Annotated in this window: 22 protein-coding genes and 1 riboswitch; of the genes, 10 read left to right on the top strand and 12 right to left on the bottom strand. The window is 70.2% G+C overall.

Features of this window, described 5'->3' with window-relative positions:
* Positions 1-51 precede the first annotated feature (51 nt).
* Genes ACTWPT_RS02775 through ACTWPT_RS02765 form a run of 3 tightly spaced genes read left to right on the top strand, consistent with a single transcriptional unit; the run spans position 52 to position 3133 of the window.
* Positions 52-1344, top strand: coding sequence for an ABC transporter substrate-binding protein (locus ACTWPT_RS02775; RefSeq protein WP_443175614.1), 1293 nt, complete (start codon positions 52-54; stop codon positions 1342-1344).
* The gene (locus ACTWPT_RS02770) at positions 1344-2219 is read left to right on the top strand and encodes a carbohydrate ABC transporter permease (protein ID WP_443175613.1); all 876 of its coding nucleotides are present in this window, start codon (positions 1344-1346) and stop codon (positions 2217-2219) included. The genes ACTWPT_RS02775 and ACTWPT_RS02770 overlap by 1 nt, the downstream gene beginning before the upstream one ends.
* A complete protein-coding gene (locus tag ACTWPT_RS02765; RefSeq protein ID WP_443175612.1) occupies positions 2216-3133 on the top strand; it encodes a carbohydrate ABC transporter permease in 918 nt (305 codons plus the stop codon). The genes ACTWPT_RS02770 and ACTWPT_RS02765 overlap by 4 nt, the downstream gene beginning before the upstream one ends.
* Here the strand turns inward: ACTWPT_RS02765 and ACTWPT_RS02760 are convergent.
* From ACTWPT_RS02760 to ACTWPT_RS02740, 5 genes are all read right to left on the bottom strand, one after another.
* Positions 3130-4215 (bottom strand): glycosyltransferase family 4 protein, encoded by a 1086-nt coding sequence (locus ACTWPT_RS02760; RefSeq protein ID WP_443175611.1) that lies wholly within the window; start codon positions 4213-4215, stop codon positions 3130-3132. The genes ACTWPT_RS02765 and ACTWPT_RS02760 overlap by 4 nt on opposite strands.
* Positions 4212-5462: a M48 family metallopeptidase gene (locus ACTWPT_RS02755; RefSeq protein ID WP_443175610.1), complete on the bottom strand. Its 1251-nt coding sequence runs from the start codon at positions 5460-5462 to the stop codon at positions 4212-4214. Before ACTWPT_RS02755 ends, ACTWPT_RS02760 begins: the two co-directional genes overlap by 4 nt.
* Positions 5463-5596: 134 nt before the next feature.
* Entirely contained in the window at positions 5597-6415 is an 819-nt protein-coding gene (locus ACTWPT_RS02750; RefSeq protein WP_443175609.1) for a hypothetical protein, read from the bottom strand.
* Between the two features lie 228 nt (positions 6416-6643).
* Entirely contained in the window at positions 6644-7153 is a 510-nt protein-coding gene (locus ACTWPT_RS02745) for a C40 family peptidase (RefSeq protein ID WP_443175608.1), read from the bottom strand.
* A 73-nt stretch (positions 7154-7226) separates the two neighbouring features.
* Positions 7227-7386, bottom strand: a riboswitch (cyclic di-AMP (ydaO/yuaA leader).
* A 300-nt stretch (positions 7387-7686) separates the two neighbouring features.
* Positions 7687-8439, bottom strand: a complete 753-nt coding sequence (locus tag ACTWPT_RS02740) for a class I SAM-dependent methyltransferase (protein WP_443175607.1) — start codon at positions 8437-8439, stop codon at positions 7687-7689.
* 71 nt (positions 8440-8510) lie between these two features.
* Between ACTWPT_RS02740 and ACTWPT_RS02735 the strand changes: the two genes are divergently transcribed.
* A complete protein-coding gene (locus tag ACTWPT_RS02735) occupies positions 8511-9419 on the top strand; it encodes a LysR family transcriptional regulator (protein WP_443175606.1) in 909 nt (302 codons plus the stop codon).
* Positions 9420-9696: 277 nt separating this feature from the next.
* On the opposite strand, the gene ACTWPT_RS02730 is transcribed toward ACTWPT_RS02735, so the two are convergent.
* Complete coding sequence (locus tag ACTWPT_RS02730; protein WP_443175605.1) at positions 9697-10671, bottom strand: C40 family peptidase; 975 nt, start codon at positions 10669-10671, stop codon at positions 9697-9699.
* 85 nt (positions 10672-10756) lie between these two features.
* Positions 10757-12079, bottom strand: coding sequence for an NYN domain-containing protein (locus tag ACTWPT_RS02725; protein ID WP_443175604.1), 1323 nt, complete (start codon positions 12077-12079; stop codon positions 10757-10759).
* A gap of 144 nt (positions 12080-12223) precedes the next feature.
* Between ACTWPT_RS02725 and ACTWPT_RS02720 the strand changes: the two genes are divergently transcribed.
* On the top strand, positions 12224-13285 hold the full coding sequence (locus ACTWPT_RS02720; RefSeq protein ID WP_443175603.1) for a phosphotransferase family protein: 1062 nt from the start codon (positions 12224-12226) through the stop codon (positions 13283-13285).
* Here the strand turns inward: ACTWPT_RS02720 and ACTWPT_RS02715 are convergent.
* Entirely contained in the window at positions 13275-13943 is a 669-nt protein-coding gene (locus ACTWPT_RS02715) for a response regulator (protein WP_443175602.1), read from the bottom strand. The genes ACTWPT_RS02720 and ACTWPT_RS02715 overlap by 11 nt on opposite strands.
* Positions 13940-15166 (bottom strand): sensor histidine kinase, encoded by a 1227-nt coding sequence (locus ACTWPT_RS02710; protein ID WP_443175601.1) that lies wholly within the window; start codon positions 15164-15166, stop codon positions 13940-13942. Before ACTWPT_RS02710 ends, ACTWPT_RS02715 begins: the two co-directional genes overlap by 4 nt.
* 110 nt (positions 15167-15276) lie before the next feature.
* Between ACTWPT_RS02710 and ACTWPT_RS02705 the strand changes: the two genes are divergently transcribed.
* From ACTWPT_RS02705 to ACTWPT_RS02695, 3 genes are read left to right on the top strand one after another with little or no spacing between them, the layout of a single operon-like run.
* Complete coding sequence (locus ACTWPT_RS02705; RefSeq protein WP_443175600.1) at positions 15277-15504, top strand: hypothetical protein; 228 nt, start codon at positions 15277-15279, stop codon at positions 15502-15504.
* The gene (locus ACTWPT_RS02700) at positions 15501-15992 is read left to right on the top strand and encodes a PH domain-containing protein (protein ID WP_443175599.1); all 492 of its coding nucleotides are present in this window, start codon (positions 15501-15503) and stop codon (positions 15990-15992) included. Before ACTWPT_RS02705 ends, ACTWPT_RS02700 begins: the two co-directional genes overlap by 4 nt.
* On the top strand, positions 15989-17575 hold the full coding sequence (locus ACTWPT_RS02695; RefSeq protein WP_443175598.1) for a PH domain-containing protein: 1587 nt from the start codon (positions 15989-15991) through the stop codon (positions 17573-17575). Before ACTWPT_RS02700 ends, ACTWPT_RS02695 begins: the two co-directional genes overlap by 4 nt.
* A 201-nt stretch (positions 17576-17776) precedes the next feature.
* Here the strand turns inward: ACTWPT_RS02695 and ACTWPT_RS02690 are convergent, their stop codons facing one another.
* From ACTWPT_RS02690 to ACTWPT_RS02680, 3 genes are all read right to left on the bottom strand, one after another.
* Positions 17777-19336, bottom strand: coding sequence for a hypothetical protein (locus ACTWPT_RS02690; protein ID WP_443175597.1), 1560 nt, complete (start codon positions 19334-19336; stop codon positions 17777-17779).
* Positions 19337-19417: 81 nt separating this feature from the next.
* Positions 19418-20845, bottom strand: coding sequence for a serine/threonine-protein kinase (locus ACTWPT_RS02685; protein WP_443175596.1), 1428 nt, complete (start codon positions 20843-20845; stop codon positions 19418-19420).
* A complete protein-coding gene (locus tag ACTWPT_RS02680) occupies positions 20835-22337 on the bottom strand; it encodes a serine/threonine-protein kinase (RefSeq protein WP_443175595.1) in 1503 nt (500 codons plus the stop codon). The genes ACTWPT_RS02685 and ACTWPT_RS02680 overlap by 11 nt, the downstream gene beginning before the upstream one ends.
* Before the next feature lie 75 nt (positions 22338-22412).
* Between ACTWPT_RS02680 and ACTWPT_RS02675 the strand changes: the two genes are divergently transcribed.
* Both ACTWPT_RS02675 and ACTWPT_RS02670 read left to right on the top strand, forming a co-directional pair.
* Positions 22413-24137: a DEDD exonuclease domain-containing protein gene (locus ACTWPT_RS02675; RefSeq protein WP_443175594.1), complete on the top strand. Its 1725-nt coding sequence runs from the start codon at positions 22413-22415 to the stop codon at positions 24135-24137.
* Between the two features lie 17 nt (positions 24138-24154).
* Positions 24155-24442, top strand: a complete 288-nt coding sequence (locus ACTWPT_RS02670; protein WP_127931874.1) for an Lrp/AsnC family transcriptional regulator — start codon at positions 24155-24157, stop codon at positions 24440-24442.
* Positions 24443-24533: the final 91 nt, after the last annotated feature.

Raw genomic sequence — 24533 nt, 5'->3', positions numbered from 1 at the left:
AAGGTGAGCGAACTCGGGGGAATCTGAAGGGTCCGGCTAGGAGGAACCCCCATGGCCCAACGACTGCCGATATCCCGCCGCAATCTGCTGCTCGGAGCCGCCGCGCTCGGCGTCCCCGCAGCCCTCGTCGGATGCGGATCCGACACCCCCTCTCCCGCCCCCGGCGGCGGCACTGCCTCCGGCGGCAACCTCGGCACGGTCACGATCGGCTCGAACGCCTCCGACGAGATCCCGAAGAAGTCCCTCGACACCCAGGTGAAGGCCTTCACCCAGGCCACAGTCAAGATCAACACTGTCGACCACAACACGTTCCAGGAGAACATCAACCGCTACCTCAGGGGCACGCCCGAGGACGTGTTCACCTGGTTCGCGGGATACCGCATGCAGTTCTTCGCCGAGCAGGGGCTGGCCATCGACATCTCGGACGTGTGGCGGGAGATCGGCGGCGACTACACGCAGGCGTTCAAGGACCAGTCGACGGGCATCGACGGCAAGCAGTATTTCGTGCCGTCCACGTACTATCCGTGGGCGGTCTTCTACCGTAAGAGCGTCTGGCAGGAGAAGGGGTACGAGCCGCCCGCGACGCTGGACGAGTTCACCGCGCTGGCCAAGAAGATGAAGGCCGACGGGATCATCCCCATCGCGTTCGCCGACAAGGACGGCTGGCCGGCGATGGGCACGTTCGACATCCTCAACATGCGCACGAACGGCTACGACTTCCACATCTCGCTCATGGGCGGCAAGGAGTCGTGGACGGACCCGCGGGTCAAGCAGGTGTTCGACACGTGGCGAGGGCTGATGGAGTACCACCAGCCCGCGGCGCTCGGGCGTACGTGGCAGGAGGCCGGGCAGTCGCTGGCGCAGAAGAAGACCGGGATGTACGTGCTCGGCATGTTCGTCGCCCAGCAGTTCCCCGAGGCCGACCGCGAGGACCTCGACTTCTTCACTTTCCCGGAGATCAACCCGCAGTACGGCACCGACTCGATCGACGCCCCCATCGACGGCTACATGATCTCCGCCAAGGCCAAGAACGTGGACGGCGCCAAGGCGCTGCTCAAGCACCTCGCCCAGGCCTCCTCGCAGAACATCGCCACCAAGCTGGACCCGGGCACGCTCGCGGCCAGCTCCAAGGCCGACACCTCCGGCTACAGCGCCCTGCAGAAGCGCGGCGCCGAGCTGGTGTCGAAGGCCACGCACATCGCGCAGTTCCTCGACCGCGACACGCGGCCGGACTTCGCCTCCACCGTGATGATCCCGTCGCTGCAGTCGTTCGTGAGCAAGCCCAACGAGATCGACTCCCTGCTGACGAGCATCGAGAAGCAGAAGGCCAACATCTTCCGCTGATGGCTGTCAAGACCCGTCGCTACTCCGCCCGCGACGTGACCATTCTGGTCATCGGGCTGGGGATGGCCGTCATCGTCAACGTGGGCTTCATCTGGGGGCCCACGCTGGCCTCCATCGGGCTGTCCGCCACCGACTGGGGCGGCATCGGCCCCATCGAGTGGGTGGGCGGGCAGAACTACCACGATCTGACCGCCGAATACCCGCCCTTCTGGTCGGCCATCCGCAACAACGTGTTGTGGCTGGGCTTCCTCGGGCTGATCGCGACGCCGTTCGGGCTGTTCTGCGCGGTGCTGCTGGACCGGCGGCTGCGGCTGTCGCGCGTCTACCAGAGCGCGCTCTACATGCCGGTCGTGTTGTCGCTGGCCGTCGTCGGCTTCATCGCGCAGCTGGTCTACTCCGCCGACTACGGCGTGCTGAACGCGGTGACCGGGCTGAGCGTGGACTGGCTCGGCGACAGCTCGATCAACATCTGGGTCGTCATGGTCGCGGCCGCCTGGCGGCACGTCGGCTACGTCATGATCATCTATCTGGCGGGGTTGAAGGCGGTCGATCCGGCGCTGAAGGAGGCGGCGGCCATCGACGGGGCCAACGAACGGCAGGCGTTCTTCCGCGTGGTGTTCCCGACGCTGCGGCCGATCAACGTGATCGTGCTGGTGATCACGGTGATCGAGGCGCTGCGGGCGTTCGACATCGTCTACGCCATCAACAAGGGCAGGAACGGGCTCGAGCTGCTGTCCGTGCTCGTGACCGAGAACATCGTGGGCGAGGCCAGCAGGATCGGGTTCGGCTCCGCGATCGCGGTAGTGCTGCTGGTGATCTCGCTGGGGTTCATCGTCACCTACCTGTCGCAGCTGTTCAGGGAGGAGGGGCGATGACGCTCACCGCACCGACCGCTGCTCCCCCGGCCGAGGCGCAGCGATCGCCTTCACGGCGGCCCGTGCGGCCGTTGCGGATCCTGCTGCACGCGTTCCTGGTGCTGGTGGCGCTGGGATGGCTGCTGCCGCTCGCGCTGGCGGTGTACGCCTCCTTGCGTCCGTACGAGGAGACCGCCAGGCTCGGCTACTTCTCGCTGCCCGAGCACCTCACGCTCGACTACTACGGGCAGGCGTGGAGCCAGGCAGAGCTACCCCGCTACTACCTCAACACGTTGATCATCGTGATCCCCGGCGTGCTGCTGACGCTGTTCCTGGCGTCGTTCACGGCGTTCGCGATCGCGCGGCTGCGCATCCCGGGCCGCAAGACGCTGCTGATCGTGTTCACCGCAGGGAACCTGCTGCCGCCGCAGGTCCTCATCACCCCGCTCTACACCCTTTACGCGCTGATCCCGCTGCCCGCGTGGTTGTCGGGCTCGCAGTCGCTCTACGACTCCTACCTCGGGCTGATCCTCATCCACGTGGCGTTCCAGTTCGGCTTCTGCGTCTTCGTCATGGCCAACTTCATGCGCACGATCCCCGAGGAGATCAGCGAGGCGGCGCTGGTGGACGGGGCCGGGGTGTGGAAGCGCTACTGGCGGCTGACGTTGCCGCTGTGCCGTCCGGTGCTGGCGGCGCTGTCCACGCTGCAGTTCACCTGGATGTACAACGACTTCCTGTGGGCGTTGGTGCTGATGTCGTCGGGCGACAAGCTGCCCGTCACCTCGGCGCTGAACAACCTGCGCGGCCAGTTCTTCACCGACTACAACCTGCTGGCCGCCGGGTCGGTGCTGGTGGCGCTGCCGACGCTGATCGTGTTCCAGATGTTGCACAAGCAGTTCGTGGCCGGGCTCACGCTCGGCTCGACCAAAGGTTAGAGGAGGCTCTGGAAACGGGCCGCGACGTGCTCCCACGACCATTCGGCTGCGATCCAGTCGCGGCCGCCGGCGCCCATCTTGCGGGCCTTGTCCGGGTCGCTCAGCAGCTCGACGATCGCCTGCGCGATCTCCTCCGGGTCCGTGCCGTCCACCACGAGCCCGGTCTCGCCATGCTTGACCGCGTCGGGCGCGCCGCCCGACGCGCCGGCCACCACCGGCAGGCCTGTGGCCGATGCCTCCAGGAACACGATCCCGAGCCCCTCCACGTCCACCCCGCCCCACCGGGTACGGCACGGCATCGCGAACACGTCGGCGGCGGCGTAGTGACCCGGCAGGCCGGCCGCCGGCACCGTGCCGGTGAACCTGATCGACTCGTGCCCGGCCGCCAGCCGCTCCAGCGTGCGCCGGTAGGGCCCGCCGCCCACCAGCAGCAGGACGGCGTCCGGCACCGCCCGCAGCACCTGAGGCCAGGCTCTGATGAGCTGGTCCTGGCCCTTGCGCGGCACCAGCCGCGACACGCACGCCACGACCGGCCGCCCCTGCAGGCCCAGCTCGGCCTTGGGCACGTCGGGGCGGAACCGGCCGGCGTCCACGCCGGGCGCGAGCCGTACGAGCTTGGCCGGCGGGATGGCCGCGACGAGCCGCTGCCGCGTGTACTCGCCGAGATACGTGACCACGTCGGCGTGCTCGCCGATCCTGCGCAGCACGGCGCGGAAGCCCGGCGCGCTCGCCCACGACGCCTCGTGGCCGTGGGTGAGCATCACCACGCGCCGCGCGCCCGCCCTGCGCAGGTGCGGGGCGAGCACGCCGAGCGGCGCCGCCGCCCCGAACACGACGGTGCCCGCCCCGTGCTCGGCCACCAGCCGGGCGGCACGACGTGCCACGGCCGGGGTCGGCAGCATCAGCCGCGTCGGATGCCGCACCACCCGGTACGGCTGGCGCCGGTCGAACTCCTCGCAGCCCGGCCAGGCGGGTGCGTAGACGGCCACGCCCGGTGTCCGCAGCGCGAGCCCGTGGACGAACGACTGGATGCCACCCGGCCTGGGCGGGAAGTCGTTCGTGACGATGAGCACATTGGTCACGGCACCGGGATGCCGTTCAGCTTCGCCCATGCGCGGGCCATGGCGATGCGCTGGGGGCTGGTGGGATGCGAGGCATAGAGCACATATTCCACCGCATCCGGCGCCAAGTCGGAAATATTGGTGATTGCCAGGCGTTTCTGCATTTGTATAAAGGTGGCCGGGTCCCTGGTGAGGTCAAGGGCGTGCAGGTCCGCCCGGGCCTCGATGTGGCGGCTGATCAGGTTCTCCGCGGGTCCCAGGAGCAGTGAGCCCAGGGTCATCAGGCCCATCACCGCGCCCACTGCGCGGGGGTCGGCGATGGAGGTGACGCCGACGCGGCGGCGTACCGGATCGAACACCAGGAACAGCAGCACCGCGCCCAGGCCGGCGCCCAGGCCGCTGATGAGCGTGCCGGAGAGCACGTCGTTGTCCTTGGCGTGGCCCAGCTCGTGCGCCACCACCAGCTCCACCTCCGGCTGCGGGGCCTTGAGCAGCGTGTCGTAGACGACGATGCGGCGGGTGGCACCGAAGCCGGACACGTACGCGTTGAGCGCAGTCGTCCGGCGCGAGGCGTCGGCCACCAGCACGTCCTCCACCGGCACGCCGTCCCGTTCGGCCATGGCCAGCAGGTTCTTGCGCAGCGGGCCCTGTTGCATGGACGTGAAGTCGTTGAACAGCGGCTCGAACACCACCGGATACACGAACGACGCCACCACCGTCAGCGCGAACGCCCCTACGGCCGCCGGAATCCACCAGCGCCGCACCTTGCGAGCCAGCGCCACGAGCACGACCAGCATCAGGCAGAGGATGGCCACCTGCACGCCCAGGCTCTTGAGCCGGTCGCCGGCCCAGGACGCCCAGTCTTGGGTGGACAGCCCGAAGGCGCGCAGCAGCGTCTCGAACCACATTCCGAGCGGCCACCGGATCAGCTCGGTGAGCGCGGTGATGACGACGACGCCCTGGATCACCCTCAGCCACCACGGGCCTCTCAGCCGGCCCACGGCCTTCGCGCCGATCGGGGTGGCCACCAGGAGGCCGGCGATGATGATCGACAGGGCGAGCGACAGGTAGCTCGGGAGGGTGGTCGCCGCGTCGAACGCCTGCGCTCTGGCGATCTGGGCGGCGGTGAAGTCGCGGGCCGGGTCTGGCGGTCCTGCGGCCAGCACCCGCCAGGGGGTGGTGAAGGCCGCCACGGCCAGGAGCACGGCCCCCAGCCCTATCGCCGCGAACGCCGCCTGCCGACGCACCCCCCTCTCAGCATCCCCCACGCCCTCATCCACCCCCGGGTTTCCCCCTCGGGCCCGCTCTCCGTCATCGGCGGAGCGCCGACCGGCTGGATCTGCGCCCGTAGTGTCCAGTTCTGCGTCGTCCGTGTCGTGCCGTTCGCTCATCTGCCTCCCCCTTACGCGAGCTGGTCCCGCACGTACGCGCGCCACCGTGCCGTCAGCGTGGCCACGGAGAGCCCGAGCGAGGCGAGCGCCCGATCGACGCCGGCCGCCTGGGCATCACGGTAGAACCTCACCAGGTTCTCCTCACCGAACCGGTCGGCGAGGAAGCGACACGCCAGCCAGGCCTCCTGGTACGCCCGTGCGAGCCGCACCGGGTCCCGGCCATCCGCCGCGAAGGCCGCAGGCCCGGGCAATTCGCTCGGCACCCGCCCGGCCCGCACCTCGTCGCCCAGTTCGGCGGCGGCCGTCCGGACGGGCAGCCCCGCGTCCCGGTAGCCCACGTAGTCGGCGAACCCCTCGTAGAGCCAGACGGGCAGGTTCCCGGTGCCCGCCACGACATGGGTGAGCTCGTGCGCGAGCACGACGTCCTTCCCTATGGGGTTGAGCCGGGCGAAGACCTCGGGAACGACGATCACCCGGCCGCGGTCGGCCACCGCGGCCAGCCCGTCGACCCGCTCCACTCCGGCCAGCCCGGCCGTCTCGGGGGCGGACTGGGGGACGACGACGAGCGGCCGCACAGGCCGGCCGAGGACGTCCGACACCCGGCGCCCCGCCGTGTCGGCCCGCCGTGCCAACTCGTCGAGCGTGCTGGCCGGGGTGTGGTGGCCGACGACGAGGGAACGCGTTCCGCGGGCCAGGAGGACGCCGTCGCGCCACAGGTCGCGTGCTTGCGGGGGAAGGAAGGGGGATTCGAGGGCCGGGGCGCTGGCGGGGGCGAAGGCGAGGAGCAGGAGTCCGGCCACCACGGCTCGTCGGCTCACCTGCTCGGACACGATCCCCGATCGTAGCCGGGCCCGATCGTGGCCGGACCCGATCTGAGCCGGGCCCACTGCGCCACGGAGACGGCCCACATGGCGTCGTCACGGCGGCCCGCCACTGAAGGGCTCAGAAACCGTCTCCCTGGAAGGCCCTCGGCCCCGTACGGCGTTTGGGGGACGGTGGCTTGCCGTACCAGAAGGAAGCATGAAGAAAGGGCCCCGATGGGATCGGGGCCCTTTTCCTCACACGCCGGGACGGACAGCGCCGACGAAAGACGCCTTGCGCCAGCTGCTCAGCTTGTCGATACGCACCCGCTGGCCTGTCCGCGGGGAGTGGAGCATCTTGCCATCGCCGACGTAAATGCCCACGTGACCGAGCCCACTGAAGAACATCAGGTCGCCTGGCTGGAGGTTCTTCCAGGAGACCTTCTTCTTGATACGGGCGAACTGGCTGGCCGCCACGCGGGGGATCGTCACCCCGGCCTTCCTCCAGGCGTACTGGGTCAGGCCGGAGCAGTCGAACGAACCAGGGCCCGTGGCACCGTACCGGTAAGGGTCACCGACCTGGTCCTTGGCCACGGCGACGGCCTTGAGGGCCTTCGCCTTCTGCCGGGCGACCTTGAGCGCCTTGGCCGACGTCACGGAGCGAGCCGTCGTACTGGCCTTGGTCGTGGAGGCACCGGCTGAATCACTGGTCGTCGCCGCCTGCGCCGTCGGGGCATGGAGGATCAGACCTCCGGCCGTCACGGTCATGGTGAGCGCTACGCCACTCAGGGCAATGCGGGACAGACGGGGGTTTTGCAGGGAGGTAGACAGGATTGCTCCTTGAGTCTTCCACGAACGCCTACCGGGTTAGCTGACGGATTCGGGCCTGGAAGTCGCCCTACGGCGCGATACGCGCCGATTCACCCCTGATCCCTGGGATCGGGATCGATGGTTCCCCGGCTCCGTGCCTCCTGGCTGCACGGACTCGGCAGGTCGCCGTCCGTTGTTCTGTTCGACTAGGTCTGTTCGACATAGGGGACGTACGGCGGCGACCGGCGGATCTCTATCTGGCTCACATCGGCGGACCGATGCGGGTTCGCGGCGACATGGCTTTTCGCTGCGACGCCAGAAGCTACGCCGAAACGTCAAGGATCGGCAAAACGCCAGTCAGGTTGTAAAGATCGACAACGGGTCCAGTCAGCTTGGAAGTCCCTGCTGGAACACCAGGTTCAGTTATACAAATGTGACCCTTCTCACAATTGGCGGCACAGTGTTGAGTAAGGTCCCAATTGTCACTTTCGTCACATCTTTCGCGCCGTCATCCTGAAGCCCGTGTGCGGGAGCGATCCCGCGGCGATGCGGTCCCGTTCGATGCGCCATAGCTCGTTGAGGAGGTCGGTGCTGCCGTTCGTCAGCTTTCCGCCGATATATCGCGACAAGTACGGCTCTCGCCGCATGGTCACGACCTCGAACCGTTCGGCGAGGGCGGCGAGCATGTCGTCCGCGGGGGCGTGGTCCACGTGCGCCTCCCGCCACCGCTCGACCGGGTGCCGTCCGGGGCCGCTGGGCTCGCGTGTGAAGTCCGCCACTCCGGCGGCGGCAAGCAACGATCCGGCATCGTAGAACCAGGTAGCTGCGGCCGGGTCGGCCCAATCCCACGCGAATTCGTCCACCACCAGCAGCCCACCGGGAACGAGCAGCGACAGCACGCGGTCCAGCGCCGCCTCGAGCGGATGCATGTGGTGAAGCGCGAGCGACATGACGACGACGTCGAACAACGATCCACCGTCGTAGTAGCTCACCGGGGCCGACCCGTCGTCGGCAGAGTCGGGATATTTCACGATGTCGGCCCGTACCGCCAGCACGCCGGCCGCCCGCGCCGCCTCGACGGCCTCCTGCGAGATGTCGATGGCGGTGACCTGGTGACCGCGCCGCATCAACGCGGCGGCCAGCTCGCCCCGCCCGCAACCGGCGTCGAGGATTCGCTGCGGCCCCCGCGGAAGCGCCTCACTCAGCCACGCGTACTGGTGGTTGTCCATCGTCTCTGTGTCCATAGAGCCGAGCATGACCGCTCGCAGCCATGCACACCACTGCGGGATCGGCATGAGAACCATAAGCTCAATGCATGCTTGATGTGTGGTCGTTGAAGGTGCTGGTGGAGGTTGGGAGGCTGGGATCGTTCTCGGCTGCGGCCGAGGAGCTGTCGATGACGCAACCCGCCGTGTCCCGGCAGATCGCCACGCTGGAGCGGCACACGGGGGTACGGCTGTTCGATCGCCTGCCGCGTGGCGTCCGGCCGACGGACGCCGGGCGGGCGGCGCTGGAGCAGGCGGACGAGGTGCTCCGGGGTATGAGGCTGTTCGAAACGCGGATGCGAGCCTTCGCGACGGCCGAGGCAGGACGGGTCCGGGTGTCGGCGTTCCCAAGCGCCGCGACCAGCTACCTTCCCGACCGGTTCCGGTCGTTCGCGGCCAGGCATCCGGACGTGGAGCTCTCCCTCACGGTCCGCTCCGGCGACCACGACCCGTACGCCGCCGTACTGGACGGTGAGACCGACATCGCCCTCCTGACCTCCTGGGACATGACCGGCCCTTCAGGAACGACGGGCACGGCCGGGGTGGCTCTGACGCCGCTGCACGAGGACGAGCTGCTGGTCGCGCTGGCGGTCAGCCATCCCCTGGCGAAGGGGGGCCGGGTGCGGCTGCGGGATCTGGCGGCGGATCCGTGGATCGACGGTACCCATCCCGACTGCCTCGGTCCCATCGCCCAGCTCGCGGCGGCCTTGGGCCGGGCGCCGCGGATCAGCCACGTATGCGACGACTGGAACGGCAGGCAGGGGTTGGTGGCCGCTGGGGTGGGGGTGATGCTGTATCCGTCGATCGCGGGCTACTCGACCGTCCGCCCCGACATCCGGCTCCTGCGCCCCTCACCGCCCCTGCCCTCCCGTACCATCCTCGCCGCCACCCTCCCCCCGACCGACCGCCCTCCGGCCGTCTCCGCCTTCCTGACCACGCTGACTCCCCCGCCCCGCTGACCCCCCGCCCCGCTGACTCCCCGCCCTGGCCGACTTCCCCCGCCGACCTAGCCCCCTGGAGATCGAAATCGCGGAGCTATCAGCCCGAAACCCAACCGGACCGAACCCGCACAACCGACGGCCACCCCACACGCGCGTGGGCGCAGGGTCGATGGGTGCGCGGGGATGGCCGCCGGTCTCGGTGGGCACGCACACCCACCGGCAACCCCCGCGCGCTCGTAGTCGGCGTTCAGGCCGTGGCCGGGCGGACGAGCGCCTCACCGGCGCACTGAGCGCCTTACGGGCGGACGGCGCCGGCGAGGGTGCGGCCGTAGTCGGAGAGCTTGACGACCTTGAGGACGTCGCCGGTCTGCGGCGCGTGCACGATCTCCCCGTTCCCGGCATAGATACTGACGTGCCCCAGCCCCTCGCTGAAGATGAGGTCACCAGGCTGGAGCTGGTCCATTGGCACCTTGCGGTCGGCTCCCCACGCCCACTGCTGCCACGTCGTACGAGGAAGCGACACACCCCCGGCCCGCCAGGCCGCCTGCGTCAGCCCCGAGCAGTCGAACCCCCCGGGCCCCGTCCCCCCATAGATGTACGGCTTGCCGACCTGCGCGTACGCGAACCGCAGCACCGCCGCCGCGTTCCCCGACGCCGGCCCCGTGTACTTGATGCCGACGCTGTTGGGATTCCCGGGATTGTAGGCGCCCAGCTTCTTCAGGAGCTTCTTCTGCTCGGCGATCAGCTTGAGGATCTCCGAGCGCTCCTTCTCCACCCCGTCACGTTCCGTGTCCGCCGCTTCCAGCGCCTCCTGCGCCTTGTCACGCTCGGCCTTCAGCCCGCGGTTCTCCCGGTCGAAAGCGGTGAGCTTCTGCGCCCGCTCCTGCGACATCTGCCCCGCCACCGCCATTCGCGACAGGAAGTCCTCGGGGTTGTCCGCGCCGATCAGCCCGGGAAAGGAGGTGACGTCGCCACCGAGCCGGTAGCTGTCGACGGCCATGCTGATCACCTGGGCACGCAGGTCCGCGACCGTCGCCAGCTTGCTCTTGTAGCTGTCGTTCAGCTTGACGTAGGCGCTCTTGGCCTTCTTGTACCGTTCCGTCGCCGTGTTGTACTGGTCGACGACCTTGTCGGCCTTGTCGTTGAGCTTCTCGAGCTTGGCCTTCGCCTGGTTGAGAGTGGGCTTGGGATCAGCGACGGCCGCGCCCATGGGGGACAGCACCAGCCCGAACGCGATACCCGCGGCCACCGGCACCCGGCCAAACCTCACTGTGTCGCCTCCCAGGGATAACAACCTGGGGCGAAATAGTACAGAAGTGGCGGCTGGGGTTAACCCCAAACAGTCAATTCGTAATCTAGGCCCGGCCCAGCCGGCGCAGCAGCAAGGCAGACGGAACGGGTCTGGCTCCCATCCGCCTGACGGACTCGGCCACCTCGCGGTCCGACGACACCACGGCGATGGCCCGGCCGGGCGGCTCCGCGCGTACGAGCTGGCGGATCAGGTCGTCCGCGGTCTCCCCCGGCGCGCTGAACAGCACCCGCACCCCGCGGGGCGCGACCACCTGGACGGGGGCGTTGAGCTCGGCGCCGTCGAACACCGCGGTCACCTCGATCCTGGTCTGCGCGACCAGCCCGCCGAGCCCGGTCATCAGCCGGTTGCGCTGATCGGCGAGCGTGAGCGTGCCGTAGCCGGTCTTCGTGACGTTGTAGCCGTCGATGACCAGGTGCACCTGCGGCACCGCCAGCAACTGGTCGAGCAGCTGCGGATCGTCGTCGGCGAGGGCGCGCGCGGGCACCGCGCGCACGCCGGGCCGCTCGCCCGTGACGGCGGCGACCGAGTCGGCGGGCCGGCTGATCGTCGTGGGCAGGGCGAGCTCCCTGCGCAGCCCGGCCGAGGCGTCCTGCAGCGCGTCGAGCAGCACCCTGATGCGGGCATCCTCGATGCTCCTGCCTTCGCGGGCGGCCCGCCGCGAGGCCTCCAGCTGCTTTTCGACATCGGCCAGCCGCTCGCGCAACCGCCGCAGCTCGGACTCGCCGGCGCTGCCCGCGGCCACGGCGGCCGACCTGACGTCCTCGGCCGCGCGCTCCATCTCCTCGGCCCGCGCGACCGCGGCCTTGGCGCGCTCGCGGGCGTCGTGGAGTTTGCGCCGCAGGTCGGAGTTCTCCGCGCGGGCGGCCTTGACCTGCTCGCGCAGCCGGTCGGCCTCTTCCTTGGCGGCGCTCTTCTGCGCGGCGAGCTGCTCACGCAGCCGCGAGACCGTCTCCTCGCGCTCCGACCCCTCGGCCGCCGCGGCCGACTGCTCCAGGTCGTTGCGGGCGAGCTCGATCATCTCTTCCCAGCCGGGCGGCCGGATGAGGTAGGCTGCCGCGGCCACGAGCACGGGATCGGCGGCCGGCGGCACGTTGCCCTCGGCCAGCGAGGCCACCAGCTCGGGCCACCCGGCGGCCACCGACTCGGCGACCAGCTCGCGGAACTTCTTGTCGTTCTCCAGCTGCGCCGCGATGGGCGCGCCGCCGAGTTTGGCCCGCTTGCGCGGGTCGAATTTGGCGATACCGCGCAACGGCGGCGGGATGGAAACACCGGGCATCGTCCCGAGGACTTGAGCCGCCAGGTCGACGACATTGAGCCGCACCTGCTCGGGAAGCGGGCGAGACAGGCCTTCACCCGCTGAACTCATCCCACTTGTCCCTTCGTGACATGCCCTTTCAGACAAGGGTACGGCTGCCGCGTACCTGACCGTAACGGCCACCTGCGTATGGACGAGCGCTTGGTTGGGGGTGTACGACTGTGCCGGGACGCCTGTTGACCAGGGAGGCCGGCCATGACAGAGCAGATACGCACGTCCACCCGTGACCTCGAAGAACTGCGTGATCATGTGACCGTCTGGCTCCGCGGCAGGGTGGGCAAGGACGCCTCGGTGTCCGAACTGTTCAGACCGACGAGCAACGGCATGTCGAGCGAGACCCTGTTCTTCACAGCTACCTGGGGTGCGGGGCGAACCCGCTGCGTAGCAAGGCTCGCACCAGCGGGAGAAGCCGTTCCGGTCTTTCCTTCGTATGATTTGCGGGCGCAGTTTGAAGTTATGCGCCTGGCCAGGGAAATAGCTGGGATACCAGCGCCCAGGGCCCTCTGGTTCGAGCCGGATCCCGGCCCGCTCGGCACGCCGTTCTTCGTCATGGAATGCGCCGAGGGCGAGGTGCCGCCGGATGTGATGCCGTACACATTCGGTGGGTGGCTGTACGACGCCGCGCCCGAGGACCAGCGCAGGTTGCAGGACGCCAGCGTCGGGATCGTGGCGGCGCTGCACCAGGCGCCGTTCACGCCTCGGGAGCTGGCCGTGATCGGGACCGGCGGGCTGCGGGCGCACGTCGATGCGCAGCACGCGTACTACGAGTGGGCGCACGGCAGGCGGCGCATCCCCCTGCTGGAGCGGGCTTTCGGCTGGCTGGAGTCGCACTGGCCGGAGGATCCCGGGCCCGACGTGTTGTGCTGGGGCGACGCCAGGATCGGGAACATGATGTTCCAGGACTTCACCCCGGTCGCGGTGCTCGACTGGGAGATGGCCGCTGTGGGGCCGCGCGAGCTGGACCTGTCCTGGATGATCTTCCTGCACCGGTTCTTCCAGGACCTCACGGTCGCCGCGGACTTCCCCGGCATGCCGGACTTCATGCGGCGCGACGACGTTTGCCAGAAATATCAGGAGCTGACCGGCTACCAGCCCCGCGACCTGGACTTCTACGAGATGTACGCCGCCCTCCGGCACGGGATCATCATGGCCCGGGTGTGGCAGCGCAGGATCCACTTCGGCGAGCAGCCCGACCCGGACGACCCCGACGACCTGGTCCTGCACCGGGCCACGATCGAGCAGCTGCTCAGCCGTTAGCGTCGTAGACCAGCAGCGCTACCTGGACCCGGTTGTTGAGGTCGAGCTTGGTCAGGATCCGCGAGACGTGCGCCTTGACCGTGGGCACGCTCATGTAGAGCTCCCGCGCGATCTCGGCGTTGGACCTGCCCCGGCCCACGGCCAGCGCCACCTCGCGCTCGCGCTCGCTGAGCCGGCCGAGCAGCTTCCTGGCCCGGTCGGTACGCTCTCTCGCCCCGCCGTCCGACACGTGCGTGATCAGCTGCCGGGTCACCGCCGGCGACAGGATCGGCTCCCCCGCGGCCACCTTCCTGATCGCCTGCACGAGGTCGCCGGGCGCGATGTCCTTCAGCAGGAACCCCGCCGCCCCAGCCCGCAGCGCCCGCAGCACCTGCGCGTCGGCGTGGAACGTGGTCAGCACCACTACCTCGGGCGGCGACGACGTGCCCCGTAGCGCCTCGGTGGCGGTGAGCCCGTCGACGCCCGGCATGCGGATGTCCATCAACACGACGTCGGGCCGGTGCTCGGCCACCAGGGGCGGCACCTCGGACCCGTCAGCGGCCTCGGCCACGATCTCGATGTCGCCCGCGCCGCCCAGGATCATTGACAGCCCGGCCCGCACCATGGCGTCGTCGTCGACGATCAGCACCCGGATCGGCCCGCCGCCCGGTGTCGTCATGCGTCCTCCAATGTCGTCTCCACCGGCCATGGCAGCCAGGCGCTCACCACGAACTCCCCTTCCGGCGTCGGGCCGTGCTCGAGCCTGCCACCGGCGAGCTCCGCCCGCTCCGTCAGCCCGATGAGTCCCGCCTTCGCCCCGGGAAGGCGCAGGGGGCGGCGGGACCCCAGCGGGTTGCGTACCTCAACCGACAGTCCCTTGCCCCGTGTGCCGGCCACAGTGACGGTCACCGGGGCGCCGCCCGCGTGCTTGCGCGCATTGGTGAGCGCCTCCTGGACGATGCGGTAGAGGTTGCGGCCCAGCGCTTCCGGCGCGTCGTCCGCCCGCAGGTCGAGCCGCACGTCCATGCCTGCCTGCCGGCACTCCTCGACCAGTGTGGGCAGGTCGTCGAGCGTGGGCTGTGGCCGGTCCGGCACGGTGTCGTCCTCACCCGGCCGCGAGTGCCGCAGCACGCCGATCACCTCACGGAGGTCCTGCAGCGCCAGGTGGGCGTTGGTCCTGATGGCCCCGGCGGCCTTGGCGATCTCGCCGGCGGGCGCGTCGGGGCGGAACTCCAGCGCGCCGGCGTGCAGGCTGAGCATCGAGATGCGGTGCGCGAGCACGTCGTGCATCTCCCTGGCGATCCGCTCGCGTTCGAGCCGCTTGGCCTCCTCCGCGGCGATGTCGGCACGCTGCCTGAGCGACCAGATGAGCTGCCGCCTGGCCCTGATCACGATGCCCCAGGCGTACACGGTCAGGAGGAGGGCGATCAGCAGAAGCGCCCACTCCAGCGGCCCGATGTCGGACTGGGGCCGGAGGAAGACGTACGGCACCAGGGTGATGAGGGCCAGCAGCGTGATCGGCCCGGAGACCTTGAACGGCCGGTGCACCGCCACGGTGAACAACGCCACGATGGACGCGCCGCCGACAAGCTCCAGGTAGGACGAGAGCACGACCGTCACCAACGCGAGCCCGACCGGCCAGCGGCGCCGCAGCCAGACCGCCACGCACGACAGCGCGCCCACCACCTGCTCGATCGCGATGAGCTGCTCCGGCTCGTTCTGGATCTCCGTCAGCCCCAGCATGGTGATGCCGCAGGCGATCAGGAACACGGTGATGTCGACGATCCAGTCACGCAGCGAGCGCCGCACCCGGCGGCCCTCCCGGCCGTCGCCGAGCAGCACGGACGGAAGCACCCACCGGTATTCGGGGACGAGATCATCCCGGCCTCGCGCTCGCGTCACATGCACCGAGGTTAGGCCCTCCCAAGGCGCGGCGACACCGACCAAAGTCGATGCCGGGTGAGACCTCCGGCCGACGCGGGCGGCCTCGGCCGTTCGGAAGGCTCTTCACCATGGAAGCGGTATTGAAGGTGCTCGGCTGGCTGCTGCTCCTGCAGGGCGTGGGCGGTCTGGTGAACGCCCTGCTCGGGTGGTGGCGGTGGGCCGAGAACCTGATCGTGGTCAACCACCTGGCCTTTCTGGAGGGGTACGAGGTGTTCGCGGGCATCGTGATCGGCGTGCTCGGTTTCGTGTTGCTGGCGGTCGCCGACTCGGCGAAGAAGGCGGAGGCGGGCGAGTGAGCACGACGTCGCTGCGGCCGCCGCGCAACCAGGCCGATCCGCGGGCCATCCCGTGGTGGACGGTGCAGTGGCTGATCCTCATGGTGCCGGTGGCCGCCGGGGCCGTGGTGTCGTACTGGGTGTTCACCGATCGGCCGGTCTGGCTGGGAGCGGTGGTCGCGGCGTTCGCCGCGGGGTGTCTGGTGATCGCGGTGGTGGCGCCGCGGGCCTACTACCGGGTGGACCGGTGGGAGGTCACCGACGAGGCGGTCTACACCCGCAAGGGATGGCTGACGCACACCTGGAAGGTGGCGCCGATGTCGCGGATCCAGCGGATCGACACCGTGCGGGGGCCGGTGCAGCGATTGTTCGGGCTGGCCGACATCACGGTCACGACGGCCTCGTCGGCGGGCGCCGTCAAGATCGAGGCGCTGGACCACGCGATGGCCGCCGACCTGGCCGAACGCCTGACCGCCAGCACACAGTCCACCCCGGGGGATGCCACATGAGCGGGCTCGCGCACCAGCGACCAGCCGCGGACGTGCGCGGCGCAGGCGTGGACCGCCTGTCCGGCACCGGCTGGTGGCGGTTGCCGCGCCGCAGCCTGTGGGCTTCGGCGGTCAGGTCAGTGGCGCTCGTGGTGCCCGCGGAGTTCGGGCTCGTCCGGTTCCTCACCGGCCTGGACTGGCCGGTCGGCGGCGTTGTGGCGGCGTGTGCGGGGGCCGCGGTGCTGATCGTCGCCGGGGTGGTGGCGTCCCACATGATCCGGCTGCGCACGACCCACTGGCGCCTGACCGCCGACCGGCTCGAACTGCGCTCGGGCACCGCCGTACGCCAGCACCGCTCGATCCCGCGCGACCGTGTCCGGAGCGTGGACCTGCGGGCCGATCCCGTGCTGCGGATGTTCGGGCTGACGGTGGTCAAGGTGCGCACGGGCGAACGTTCCGCCGAGGGCGACGAGCTCACCCTGAATCCGCTGACCAGGCACGACGCCGAGACCTTGCGCCGTATGCTCCTGCACGGCGACGACGGCGCCACGGCCGCGGCCGCGCCCCTGGCCGAGCTGCGGTGGTCCTGGATCAAGTACGCGCCGCTGTCGGTGTGGACGGTCATGGGGGCGGCGCTGGTGCTGGGCGTCGCCTACAAGGCGCTCGACCAGATCGGCGCCAAGGTGCTCACCAGGCGGATCGCCGCGGAGGTGTGGAGCTGGGTGACAGCGCAGCCGCTGGTGGCCATCCCGCTGCTGCTCGCCGCGAACGCCGCCGTCGGGGCGCTGGGGGCCGTGCTGCTGTTCGCCGAGTCGTGGGGGCGTTACCGGCTGGAACGCGAGCCGGGGCGGCTCCGGCTGCGCCGCGGCCTGCTGACCGCGCGCTCGCTCACGATGGAGGAGCGTCGCCTGCGGGGCGTGGAGATCAGCGAGCCGCTGCTGCTCCGGCTGGGCGGCGGGGCGAGGGTCAAGGCCATCGCCACCGGGCTCGGCAAGGCCGGCGAGAACGAGACCGAGGACGTCGCCGCCCTGACCCCACCACTCCCCCGAGCGGTGGCCGCCCGCCTCGCCACCACGATCGCGGACACCTCCGCAGGAGCGGGGGTGGGCGCAAGCGTGCTCGTGGCACATCCTCTGGCCGCCAGGAGCAGGCGAGTCGGGCGGGCGCTGGTGACCGTGGGCGTGCTGGCGGCAGGGGCATGTGCCGTGTCCTGGCTGGTGCCGTGGCCGTGGGTGCGGGCCTGGGTCTGGGCGGTGCCCGCCGTGGCGCTGCCGTTCGGGCTGTGGCTGGCCGTGGAGAGCGCCAAGAGCCTCGGGCACGCGCTCGGCGGACGGCACCTGATCACGCGGAACGGCGCCACCGTCCGGCGTACGGTCGCGCTCGACCGCACGGGCATCTCGGGCTGGACCATCACCGAGTCGTTCTTCCAGCGGCGCCACGGCCTGCTGACGGTGTCGGCCACCACCGCCGCCGGCGACGGGCACTACGACGTGGTGGACGTGGGCCGCGGGGACGGGCTGGAGTTGGCCGGGCACGCGGTTCCGGGACTGCTGGAGCCCTTCCTGGAGCGGCTCGCCACGGGAAACGCGGCGGAAAAGAAGTGAGCCGCGTGATCCCCACGGTTTGCCCATGCCCCTGTACTGGACAAACCGGATCGCGCGGCTCAAGTGCTTGCAGAAATAACGGTATTTGCCCCACTTGCAACCCGGTTGCAGCCTCATTAACCGTGCACGAGTGGAGCCTGCCACCCGGCTGCGAGCCGCGTGCCTTCACCCTGGTGGACCCGCAGTTCGCCGCGTCACCGCCTAGCTGCCCGCGGGCTGCTTGTCCAGCTCCGCCATGTACGCCCTGGCCAGCGTGAGCGCGCCGCCCAGCGCGTCCTTCTCGGTCATGAACTTGACCTTGGGCGAGTTCGTCGGCTCGCCCTCGGGCCGCTGGTGCCCGGAGTAGTCGACCCGTACGACGACGGCGCCCTTGCGCATGAGCACCGTCCCGGTGGAGGCCGAGACCTCGCCCCGCCTGGTCTGGATGAACTGCTGGTACGCCTGCTCACCCAACCCTTCGACGTCGGTGACCTTGCCCCAGGTGATGCCGCCCATCGACGACTGCCCCACATGGCGGTCGCCGCCGCGTTCGCTCGCGTAGAAACTCTTGGCCGAGGCCTCGTCGGCGCTGCCTGCCCGGTTGGTGAACCGGTGCACGGTGATCAGCGCGCTGCGGATCTTCGTGATCCCCTCGCCGCCGGGCAGGTTTCGGTTGAGCCAGCGGCACTCGGTCTGGTTGTCGGCTCCGATCGTGGTGCCGCGCGCCCGTGTCTCGGGTTCGGGCACCAGCCGGGTGGCGCCCTCGGTCACGGCGGCGCAGTCGGCGGGGAAGGAGGGCAGAACGGACGGCGAGGGCGACGGCGACGGCGAGGTGCTGGCCACGGGCGCGCTCTGCGACGGCTCCGGCTGGGCCAGCACGTTGGGGTTCTTCGCCTGCCAGGCGGCCGCGCCCTTGGCGAAGTGCGCGATCAGGCCGCTCACCTCGCGGATCGCGTTCTCCTCGGTGATGGACTGCTTGGTTTCGTTGGACAGGATCTGCGCGTCCTTGCGCTGCTGGCCCGCCTGGTATCTGAGCTCGATCGTCATGTCGCCGACGCGGGCATGCGCCTCGCCGAAGGCGTACCACTGCAGGTCCTTGTCCCGGCGCCAGGTGTATTGGGCGAACGCGCCCTCTCCCACGCCCGGGATGTCCTTGACCGGGGAGGTGTACATCTTCTCGCCGGGGTCCAGGGACGGCTTGGCGGTCTCGCCGTATTTGCCGCCGCCGTAGTCGACCTCGTAGGAGCCCTGGGCGATCGACCTGCCGGTCTTGGCGCCATCGCCCTTCCACTGATCGATCTTGACGTCGATCTCCCTCTCGCGCCGGTATTCGCCGAACGAGATGTCGCGGTTGACCCAGTTACAGGAGAACGTCACCGTGGCGTCGGACTCCCTGGAGGACTTGGCCACGGTCGCCTCCGGCACGAGCCGGTCGACCTCCTCCTTCGGCAGCATGGCGCACACGTCGGGCCCCTTCACGACGCCCCCCGCGGACTGGGACGACGACGGCTGCCCGGTCTTGGCGGGGAACCACGAGCCGGAGACCTTGCCGTACACCAGATAGGCGCCCACACCGCCGGCCGCGACCAACACCACCAGCGCGGCGGCCAGCGTGGGCAGCAGCCAGGCGGGCCTCCGCCGCGGCGGCTGCGGAGGCTGAGGCGGGAACGGCGGCATGTGGGGCGCGTTCGGCATCGTCGGAGGCGGTCCCTGCGGCTCGAACGGCCTGCCCGGCACCTGGTAAGGGGTGGTCGGTGGCTGGTACTCGCTACCGGGATTCACGAAGACTCCTGGGGTTGCCCTGACTTGCGGGAGAACATGCTAGTCACGCCCCTTGCAAGATGCTTGCGGACATGGCCGGCGTCACTTCGGAAGGGCCGCGGCCACCAGGCGGGCGGCGGCGATGGCCGTCTCCTTGTCCGCCGGCTTCGCGGCCGGCATGTCCTCGCGATGCCAGACCACTTCGCCCAGCAGGTTACTCGTCCGGAACAGCACGATGCTGTCGGATCGGCCGCTTTCTGTGGAGTCCAGGTAGAAGGTGAAGGAGTTCTGGATGATCGCCGACTCGCCCACTCCCTTGACGTCGGAGAGCCCACCCCGGTTGTCCCGGCCGTGGCTGCCCTTCCCGGCGGCGCGGGTGGCCTTCGCGCTGGCGAAGCGCCGCTGGGCCACCTGAGGGCCGCTGAAGTCGCCGTCCGGCCGCTCGGTCCAGGTACGCACGATGAGGCGGCGTTCGGGCCGCTCGCGGATGACCCACTGGCATTCGCCCGGCTTGGTCGCGCCGCGGGCGGGCCTGCCCTTCACGAGTCCGGCGGCCTGAGCGTCGGTCAGGAGTTTGCATGGGTCGGGCGCCTGGGCGAACCTGCCGGTCTCCGGCTCGACGCGGAGCGCGGCGGCGGCGTACCAGCCGCCCGAGCCCAGCGCCACGACGGCGGCGAGCAAAGCCGGTGCCGGCCACCAGCGGCGGCGCCTCGGCGCCGTGGCGGCGGGCTGGGCGCCCAGGGCCTGGCGGATCTGCGGCGCGGTGGGCCGCACGGCAGGGTCCTTGGCGAGCATGGCCATCAGCAGGCCGCCCAAATGGCGGCCCGCCCGCATCGGGAACGGCGGCTCGTGCAGCAGGACCGCCGCCGCCACCGCGGCAGGCAGGTCCCGCTCGAACGGCGCCCTGCCCTCCAGCGCGGTGTACAGGCTCGCGCCGAGCGACCACAGATCGGACGCCGGACCCGAGGGCTGCTCGTTGAGCCGCTCGGGGGCCATGTAGCCGGGCGAGCCGCCGCTGCCGAACGCGCCCCGCCCGCCCATCGGCGTCGCGATGCCGAAGTCGGTGAGCATGGCCGAGCCGTCGGAGTCGAGCAGGATGTTCGCCGGCTTGACGTCCTGGTGCAGCATGCCGTGCGCGTGCGCGACCTCCAGCGCCGACAGGACCTGCAGCCCCACCCGGGCCACGAACTCGGGCGGCAACGGCCCCCGCTCCTTGATCAGCTTGTCGAGCGAGCGGCCGGTGACCAGGTCCATGATGATCCACGGCTGGTGTCCTTCGAGCACCACGTCGTGGACCAGCACGATGGCCGGGTCGCGCAGCCGCCCGGCCGACCTGGCCTCGTGGATGGCCCGGTCGGTGAACTGTGCGCGCTCCTGCGGGTTGAGCCCCTCCGGCACGCGCACCTGCTTGACGGCGACCTGCCGGTCCAGGATCTCGTCGATGGCCCGCCACACGGTGCCCGCGCCGCCCTGTCCGAGCCGCTCGATCAGCCGGTAGCGGCCGGCCAGCAGGTAGAGGTCATGCGGCATGGCGCAACGCCTGCTCGCTCGCCTGCGCCGCCTTCAGCGCCGACTGCTTGATGTCCTCGTCGGTGGGCCGGTCTGCGATGGTGGAGTATTCGACGCTCACCACGAGGTTGGCCAGCCGGTAGTAGACGTACGCCGAGAGCATCCGCCCGGTGGGGCCCGTCAGCTCGAAGGCGAACGCCTCCTCCCCCACGCCGGTGATCTGGCGCACCGGCGTGCGTTTGGCCTTCATAGAGTCCTTCACGCCGATCTCCGGCCACTTCCACTCCATCTGGTCGTACTTCGTCCAGTAGCGCTTCTGGTTCTGGAACAGCCTGCGGGCGCTGGCCGGGGTCATCGACCAGGGGTCCACCGTGTCGGAGTCCTTCTGCACTTGCAGGCCCACGCCGGTCCTGGAGATCGGCCAGCCGCACTTGGGGCCCACGTCGTCCGAGCCCGGTTGGCCCTTGGGCGGGCTCTGCGTACGCAGCAGCAGGCCCACCTCCTCCTCGCTGATCAGCGTGCACACGTCCATCGGGACGGTGAACGCCGCCGGCACTCCGCTGTCCATGCTCCTCAGCACGAAGAAGCCGCCGGCAGCCACCGCGACCACGAGAGCCGCCGCCGCGGCGATCCACAACACGACCCGCCCGCGCTTCCTGACCGGGCTCGGCACGGTCATCTCCTGGCCGGCCGGCACGTGCGGCAGCGGGCCGCCGGCGGCGACCTGCCTGAGCGCGGGGACGACCACACGCGGGTCCGGGCGGGTCTCCGGGTGCTGGGCCATCATGGCGTTGATCAGCGGCCCCAGCGGGCCCGGCGCGACGGGCGGCGGCTGCGTCATCGTGTCGCGTACGCGCTGGGCCGCCGACCCCTCGTAGGCGGCGGCGCCCGTCACCGCGGTGTAGAGCGTGGCCCCGAGCGACCACAGGTCGCTGGCCGGGCCGCCGGGGTGGCCGTCCAGCCGCTCGGGCGCGATGAATCCGGGCGAGCCGATCATCAGCCCCTGCTCGGTGAGCGTGGCCTGGCCCTCCTGCCGCGCGATGCCGAAGTCGGTGAGCACCACCCTGCCGCTCTCGGTCAGGAACACGTTGCCCGGCTTGACGTCGCGGTGCTGCATGCCCTGCGCGTGCGCGACCGTCAGCGCCTCCAGCACGTCCGCGCCGATCCGCGCGGCGTAGTCGGGCGGCATGGGCCCGAACTCCCGTACGGTGTCGGCGAGCGTGCGGCCCCGCAGCAGCTCCATGACCAGCCACGGCCGCTCGTGCTCGACGACCACGTCGTGCAGGGCCACGATGCCGGGGTGGCGCAGCCGGGCGGTGGCCTGCGCCTCGCGCACGGACCGCTTCACCGAGTCGGCGCGCTCCTTGGGTGACATGCCCTCGGGCAGCGTGAGCTCCTTGACCGCGACATCGCGGTCAAGCATCTCGTCCCTGGCCAGCCACACCTTTCCCATGCCACCAGCGCCGAGGGGACGCTGGAGTGCGTAGCGGCCGGCAAGTCTTCCCGTGGACACAAAGGGAAGGGTAACTAATGATCAAGGGGGTTGGTTATTCGATCCTGTCGGTCGGTCTCTCTATGGTCTTGGTTCGTGGACGCGGTACAAGGCACTCTCGACGAACTCGGCACTCCGCTCAACGAGGTCACGTTCGTCGTGTTCGACCTGGAGACGACCGGCGGCGCCCCCAATGAGGACGCCATCACCGAGATCGGGGCGGTCAAGGTGCGGGCGGGCGAGGTGCTGGGCGAGTTCTCCACGCTGGTCGATCCCGGCGGGCCGATACCGCCGTTCATCTCCGTGCTGACCGGGATCACCGACTCCATGGTCGTGGCCGCGCCGCGGATCGAGGCGGTGCTGCCGAGCTTCCTGGAGTTCATCCGCGGGACCGTGCTGGTGGCGCACAACGCCGGGTTCGACACCCGTTTCGTCAAGGCGGCCTGCGCCGCGCAGGGCTATCCCCCGCCGGCAAACCCCGTCGTCGACACGGTGGATCTGGCGCGGCGCGTGCTGACCCGCGACGAGACACCCAACGCCAAGCTGGCCACGCTGGCCAGGTTCTTCCGCAGCCCGGTCGAGCCGTGCCACCGGGCTCTGCAGGACGCCAGGGCCACCGTGGACGTGCTGCACGGGCTGATCGAGCGGGCCGGCTCGTTCCAGGTGCACACGCTCGAGGAGCTGAAGTCGTTCGTCCGCGCCCCCACGCCCGAGCAGCAGCGCAAGCGCCACCTGGCCGAGTCCGTGCCGCACGCGCCCGGCGTCTACCTCTTCGAGGACGAGCGGGGCGAGGTCCTCTACATCGGCAAGAGCACCAACCTGCGCAACCGTGTGCGTTCCTACTTCACCGCCAGCGAGACCCGGCCGCGCATCCGCGAGATGATCGGCATCGCCGAGCAGGTGCGCCACATCGTCTGCTCCACCGCCCTGGAGGCCGAGGTCAGGGAGCTGCGCCTGATCGGCGGCGCCAAGCCCCGCTACAACCGCCGCTCCCGCTTCCCCGAGAAGGTGCTCTGGCTCAAGCTCACCGCCGAGCCCTTTCCCCGCCTGTCGATCGTGCGCGAGCTCAAGGACGACGAGGCCACCTATCTCGGCCCGTTCACCAGTGCCCGCCTCGCCGACGACGCCCGCATCGCGCTGCACGAGGCGGTGCCGCTGCGCCAGTGCACCCAGCCGATCAGCCTGCGGACCAGGCGCGCCGCGTGCGTCCTGCACGAGATGGGCCGCTGTGGCGCGCCGTGCGAGGGCAAGGAGAGCCCGGAGGAATACGCCGTCCACGTCGAGAGCGCCCGCCGCGCCATGACCCTCGACGCCACGCCCGTGTTCACCGCCGTGTCGGCCCGCATGGAGCGTCTGTCGGTCGAGCAGCGCTACGAGGAGGCGTCCGTCGACCGCGACCGGCTGGCCGCGTTCGTCCGCACGGCGGCCCGCATGCAGCGGCTGAGCTCCCTCACCCACATTCCGCAAGTGGTCGCCGCCAGCCCGGCGTTCGGCGGCGGCTGGGACGTCCACGTCATCAGGTACGGCAGGCTCGCCGCCGCCGGCGTCCTGCAGAAGGGCGTCCACCCCACCCCTTTCGTCGCCTCCCTGACCGCCACGGCCGAGGTCGTCATCCCCGGTCCCGGTCCGGTCCACGCCGCCAGCGCCGAGGAGACCGAATGCATCCTGCGGTGGCTGGAGTCGCCGGGCGTGCGGCTGGTGGAGGTGGACGGCGTGTGGAGCCTGCCCGCCCGGGGCGCCGCCCGCCACAAGGCCCGTATCGACCTCGCCTACCACCATCTCGACAAGGGCCGCAGCCGCGAGGGGCGGCCTTTGCGGTAACCCGATAGAGTTGCTCCATGGTCACGGCTATCGTCCACATCAACGCCGAGGTAGACCGGATCACGGAGGTCGCCGAGACGATCGCCGAGATCGACGGCGTCAGCGAGGTCTACTCCATCACCGGCGAATACGACCTCCTCGCCATGGTCCGCGTCCCGGCGTATGAACAAATCGCCGAGGTAGTGCCAGGCCGCATCAACAAGGTCGAAGGCGTCCTGCACACGGAAACGCACATCGCCTTCCGCGCCTACAGCAAACACGACCTGGACGCGGCCTTCTCCATCGGCTTCCCCGAAGCCGACTGACCCCGGTCTCGTGGTGCCCGCTTCGACCACGGAGCGGGCCCAGAATGCGCTCCGTCACGGCGCGCAACCCGTGAGCCTTCACGACCGGCCA

It is taken from the genome of Nonomuraea sp. 3N208 (assembly GCF_052245935.1).
Taxonomy (GTDB): domain Bacteria; phylum Actinomycetota; class Actinomycetes; order Streptosporangiales; family Streptosporangiaceae; genus Nonomuraea.
Note: the sequence above shows the minus strand (reverse complement) of the source record. Positions and strands in the feature narration are given on the sequence as shown.

What these genes read in the sequence shown, in the direction of transcription:
- ACTWPT_RS02775 (WP_443175614.1), top strand. Translation starts at nt 52, where the DNA reads ATGGCCCAACGACTGCCGATATCCCGCCGCAATCTGCTGCTCGGAGCC.
- ACTWPT_RS02770 (WP_443175613.1), top strand. Translation starts at nt 1,344, where the DNA reads ATGGCTGTCAAGACCCGTCGCTACTCCGCCCGCGACGTGACCATTCTG.
- ACTWPT_RS02765 (WP_443175612.1), top strand. Translation starts at nt 2,216, where the DNA reads ATGACGCTCACCGCACCGACCGCTGCTCCCCCGGCCGAGGCGCAGCGA.
- ACTWPT_RS02745 (WP_443175608.1), bottom strand. Translation starts at nt 7,153, where the DNA reads ATGACCGTGACGGCCGGAGGTCTGATCCTCCATGCCCCGACGGCGCAG.
- ACTWPT_RS02740 (WP_443175607.1), bottom strand. Translation starts at nt 8,439, where the DNA reads ATGGACACAGAGACGATGGACAACCACCAGTACGCGTGGCTGAGTGAG.
- ACTWPT_RS02735 (WP_443175606.1), top strand. Translation starts at nt 8,511, where the DNA reads ATGCTTGATGTGTGGTCGTTGAAGGTGCTGGTGGAGGTTGGGAGGCTG.
- ACTWPT_RS02725 (WP_443175604.1), bottom strand. Translation starts at nt 12,079, where the DNA reads ATGAGTTCAGCGGGTGAAGGCCTGTCTCGCCCGCTTCCCGAGCAGGTG.
- ACTWPT_RS02720 (WP_443175603.1), top strand. Translation starts at nt 12,224, where the DNA reads ATGACAGAGCAGATACGCACGTCCACCCGTGACCTCGAAGAACTGCGT.
- ACTWPT_RS02715 (WP_443175602.1), bottom strand. Translation starts at nt 13,943, where the DNA reads ATGACGACACCGGGCGGCGGGCCGATCCGGGTGCTGATCGTCGACGAC.
- ACTWPT_RS02705 (WP_443175600.1), top strand. Translation starts at nt 15,277, where the DNA reads ATGGAAGCGGTATTGAAGGTGCTCGGCTGGCTGCTGCTCCTGCAGGGC.
- ACTWPT_RS02695 (WP_443175598.1), top strand. Translation starts at nt 15,989, where the DNA reads ATGAGCGGGCTCGCGCACCAGCGACCAGCCGCGGACGTGCGCGGCGCA.
- ACTWPT_RS02685 (WP_443175596.1), bottom strand. Translation starts at nt 20,845, where the DNA reads ATGCCGCATGACCTCTACCTGCTGGCCGGCCGCTACCGGCTGATCGAG.
- ACTWPT_RS02670 (WP_127931874.1), top strand. Translation starts at nt 24,155, where the DNA reads ATGGTCACGGCTATCGTCCACATCAACGCCGAGGTAGACCGGATCACG.